Raw genomic sequence first — 3,227 nt, forward strand, 5'->3', positions numbered from 1 at the left:
ACATGCTGGCCGGCGAGTCGACCGAATTCGACTGGCCGGAGATCGACGAGGACTCCGCGGCCGCGATGTGTTACACCAGCGGCACCACTGGCAACCCGAAAGGCGTTGTCTACAGCCATCGTTCGAGCTATTTGCACACGATGGCGACGTGTACCAGCAACGGTATCGGGGTGGGATCCAGTGATTGCGTGCTGCCGATCGTGCCGATGTTCCATGCCAACGCCTGGGGCCTGCCGTATGCGGCGCTGATGGCGGGTGCCGACTTGGTGCTGCCCGATGCCCATCTGGACGCCAAGTCGCTGATCGACATGATCGAGAAGCTGCGGCCGACCGTCGCCGGTGCGGTACCGACCATCTGGAACGACGTCATGCACCACCTGGAAACCGAGCCCAACCACGACGTGTCGTCGCTGCGGCTGGTGGCCTGCGGCGGCTCGGCCGTGCCGGTGTCGCTGATGCGCACGTTCGAGGACAAACACGGCGTCCAGATCCGTCAACTGTGGGGGATGACCGAAACCTCGCCGATGGCAACCATGGCCTGGCCACCGCCCGGGACATCCGATGAACAACACTGGGCATTTCGCGCAACCCAGGGCCAACCGTTATGCGGTGTGGAAGCCCGGATCGTCGACGACGACGGGCAGGTGCTGCCCAACGACAACGAGGCCGTCGGTGAGGTGGAAGTTCGCGGGCCGTGGATCACAAGTTCCTACTACCGGGGGCACGACGAGTCGAAGTTCGACTCCGGCTGGCTGCGCACCGGCGATGTGGGTCGCATCGACGAACGAGGCTTCATCACGCTGACCGACCGCGCCAAAGACGTGATCAAGTCTGGCGGGGAATGGATTTCGTCGGTCGAACTGGAAAACAATTTGGTCGCGCACCCGGACGTAGTGGAGGCCGCCGTGGTCGGGGTGCCCGACGAGCGTTGGCAGGAACGGCCGCTGGCCGTGATCATCGCCAAAGAAGGATCCCGTGTCAGCGCCACCGATCTGCGAAACTTCTTGTCCGACAGAGTTGTTCGCTGGTGGCTGCCGGAGCGCTGGACGTTCGTCGACGAGATTCCGCGTACCAGCGTCGGCAAGTATGACAAGAAGACGATTCGGGCCCGGTACGCCGACGACGTTTATCAGGTCAGCGAAGCGCGAGATTAAGGGCCTGGTCAAGACCGCGCCCGGGCTCTCACGGTAGCCTGCGGTCATGCCAAGCTCTCTAGCCGTTGAGCAATCGCGCCTCATAGCTGTCGGCCTAGACGATGCCTTCGCCGGCACGCTGCCGTTGGAGCTGCCGAAGATCTTCAGCCACTGGTATGGGCCCATCCCGCCGATCAAAGAAGTCCGGGATCAGGACGGCGAGTGGCACGCAGCAGGGCAGACCCGGCGGGTAATGCTGACCGGTGGCGGAAGTATGCGAGAACAACTGACCAGTGTGGAGCCACCGCATTCCTTCGGCTACACCCTGACCGAGATCAAAGGCCCACTGGCATCGCTGGTTGGACACGCTGAGGGCCAGTGGGTCTTTACCGCGAGCGGAAGCGCGACGACGGTGACCTGGCGCTGGAACATCCATGCCTCCTCGGCCCTCACCGCGCCGTTGCTGCCGGTACTGGGCTGGCTGTGGAAGGGCTACGCCCGCCGATCGCTGGAAACACTGTCAGGCTTGCTGACGGGCTGACCATGTGCCGACTTTTCGGGTTGCACGCCGGGACAAACGTTGTGAGCGCGACGTTTTGGCTGCTGGACGCCCCGGACAACCTCGCCGAACAGAGCAAAAGAAACCCGGATGGCACCGGTCTGGGCGTCTTCGACGGCGAAGGCCGCCCGCAGGTGCGCAAGCAGCCGATCGCCGCGTGGCAGGACACCGACTTCGCCACCGAAGCGCACGAGATGACCGGCACCACCTTCATCGCGCACGTTCGCTACGCAACAACCGGATCGCACGACGTAGTCAACACCCATCCGTTTTTACAAGACGGGCGGATCTTGGCGCACAACGGCGTCGTTGAAGGTCTTGATGTGCTCGACGAGCGGCTGCGCGAACTGGGCGCCGCCGATCTGGTGTTGGGGCAGACCGACTCTGAGCGGGTGTTCGCGTTGATCACCGCATCGATCCGGGCGAATGGCGGAGATGTGACGGCCGGTGTCATCGACGCGATGAAGTGGCTGGCGGCCAACGTGGAAATCTATGCGGTCAATCTGCTGCTGAGCACGGCGACCGACATGTGGGCGCTGCGCTATCCCGACACCCACGAGCTGTACATGTCGGACCGTCGCGAAATCTCATCGGATCGCCAATTTCACTTGCGCACCAAGCGGATTCGTGCTCACTCCGAACACTTGCGCTCCCGACCTTCGGTGGTCTTCGCCACCGAGCGAATGGATGACGAACCGCGCTGGCGCCTGATCGACCCGGGAGAGTTGGTCCACGTCGACGCCGGACTACAGATCAAAAGCCAGCTGGCGCTGCCTGATCCGCCACGGCATCTAGTGCGCCTCGAGGATCTGAGTGCGACGGCCCAGGCCGCCCAGCACGCGTCGACGAAGTGACGATTAAACGGGCGTTGGTGCTCGGCGGCGGCGGTGTAGCTGGAATCGCTTGGGAGACAGGGGTTCTGCAGGGGATCGCCGACGAGTCGCCCGCCGCGGCGCGCGCGTTGCTGGATTCCGATGTGCTGGTGGGTACCTCGGCCGGCTCGGCGGTGGTCGCACAGCTCGGCAGCGGCTTGAGCCTCGAGGACCTGTTCGCGCGGCAAGTCCAAAAGGTGTCAACCGAGCTCGATCCAGGGGTCGGGGTTGACGCGGTCGCCGACCTGTTCCTGGCCGCGTTGGACCGACCGGACAGCACAGTGACGCAGCAGCGGCAGCGGATCGGGGCGGTCGCGCTGGCGACGGAAACCGTCGCCGAACCGGTCCGGCGGCATGTGATCGCCCAGCGCCTGCCGACGCACACCTGGCCCGACCGGGTGCTGCGCGTCACCGCCATCGACGTTGCGACCGGAGAACTGGTTGTGTTCGACCGTGATTCGGGCATTGAGCTGGTCGACGCGGTAGCCGCCAGTTGCGCGGTACCGGGAGCATGGCCGCCGGTGACGATCGCGGACCGACGCTACATGGACGGCGGTATCGGCAGCACCATCAACCTGGGCGTCGCCGACGACTGCGAGATGGCGATCGTGCTGGTGCCGGCCGGGATGTCGGCGCCGTCGCTGTTCGGCCCCGGACCCGCCG

At 64.8% G+C, this 3,227-nt stretch carries 4 protein-coding genes; all 4 read left to right on the forward strand.

Translation table 11 applies throughout. From position 1 onward, the window contains the following. Positions 1–1,154: long-chain-fatty-acid--CoA ligase (locus WBF82_RS08325; protein WP_424382576.1), on the forward strand; the 1,154-nt coding region annotated here is incomplete at its 5' end. Positions 1,155–1,200: 46 nt separating this feature from the next. After that, a complete protein-coding gene (locus WBF82_RS08330; RefSeq protein WP_424382577.1) occupies positions 1,201–1,674 on the forward strand; it encodes an SRPBCC family protein in 474 nt (157 codons plus the stop codon). A 2-nt stretch (positions 1,675–1,676) separates the two neighbouring features. Beyond that, complete coding sequence (locus WBF82_RS08335; protein ID WP_424382578.1) at positions 1,677–2,546, forward strand: class II glutamine amidotransferase; 870 nt, start codon at positions 1,677–1,679, stop codon at positions 2,544–2,546. Next, positions 2,543–3,227, forward strand: a 685-nt coding sequence (locus WBF82_RS08340) for a patatin-like phospholipase family protein (RefSeq protein WP_424382579.1), incomplete at its 3' end; no start/stop codon positions are given. The genes WBF82_RS08335 and WBF82_RS08340, both read left to right, overlap by 4 nt.

Origin of the sequence: Mycobacterium sp. (assembly GCF_049673265.1) — a bacterium.
Lineage (GTDB): Bacteria > Actinomycetota > Actinomycetes > Mycobacteriales > Mycobacteriaceae > Mycobacterium.

Excerpts from the sequence above, each read along its gene's own strand:
- WBF82_RS08330 (WP_424382577.1), top strand. The coding sequence starts at position 1,201 with ATGCCAAGCTCTCTAGCCGTTGAGCAATCGCGCCTCATAGCTGTCGGC.
- WBF82_RS08335 (WP_424382578.1), top strand. The coding sequence starts at position 1,677 with ATGTGCCGACTTTTCGGGTTGCACGCCGGGACAAACGTTGTGAGCGCG.